Source organism: Marinifilum breve (genome assembly GCF_003202155.1).
GTDB lineage: Bacteria > Bacteroidota > Bacteroidia > Bacteroidales > Marinifilaceae > Marinifilum > Marinifilum breve.
In genome coordinates this window covers 1-456 of the sequence record NZ_QFLI01000131.1, presented here as the reverse complement: position 1 = coordinate 456, position 456 = coordinate 1, and the positions used below count along the sequence as shown (strand labels likewise).

The 456-nt window shown below is 48.2% G+C and carries 2 protein-coding genes; both read left to right on the top strand.

Annotation, left to right across the window (positions count from 1 at the left end; all coding sequences use genetic code 11):
- The first annotated feature begins 55 nt into the window (after positions 1 to 55).
- Complete coding sequence (locus tag DF185_RS23220) at positions 56 to 214, top strand: TraR/DksA family transcriptional regulator (RefSeq protein WP_229041931.1); 159 nt, start codon at positions 56 to 58, stop codon at positions 212 to 214.
- The coding region (locus tag DF185_RS23215) for an ead/Ea22-like family protein (RefSeq protein WP_133250153.1) at positions 211 to 456 on the top strand (246 nt) is incomplete at its 3' end. The genes DF185_RS23220 and DF185_RS23215, both read left to right, overlap by 4 nt.

The window sequence follows — 456 nt, the reverse complement described above, 5'->3', positions numbered from 1 at the left end:
CATCATTGATTCAGCATCAGAAATAGAAGAATTACAGCGCAACACAGCAATAAAAATGCGCCGCCTGAACCACCAGGCTATATCTGCCACTCATTGTTGTGAGTGTGGCGATCCGATAGATGAACGAAGACGCCTGGTCGTTCAGGGTTGTCGGACTTGTGCAAGTTGCCAGGAGGATCTGGAACTTATCAGTAAACAGAGAGGTTCGAAGTGAGCGAAATTAACTCTCAGGCACTGCGTGAAGCGGCAGAGCAGGCAATGCATGACGACTGGGGATTTGACGCAGACCTTTTCCATGAATTGGTAACACCATCGATTGTGCTGGAACTGCTGGATGAACGGGAAAGAAACCAGCAATACATCAAACGCCGCGACCAGGAGAACGAGGATATTGCGCTAACAGTAGGGAAACTGCGTGTTGAGCTTGAAACAGCAAAATCAAAACTCAACGAGCAG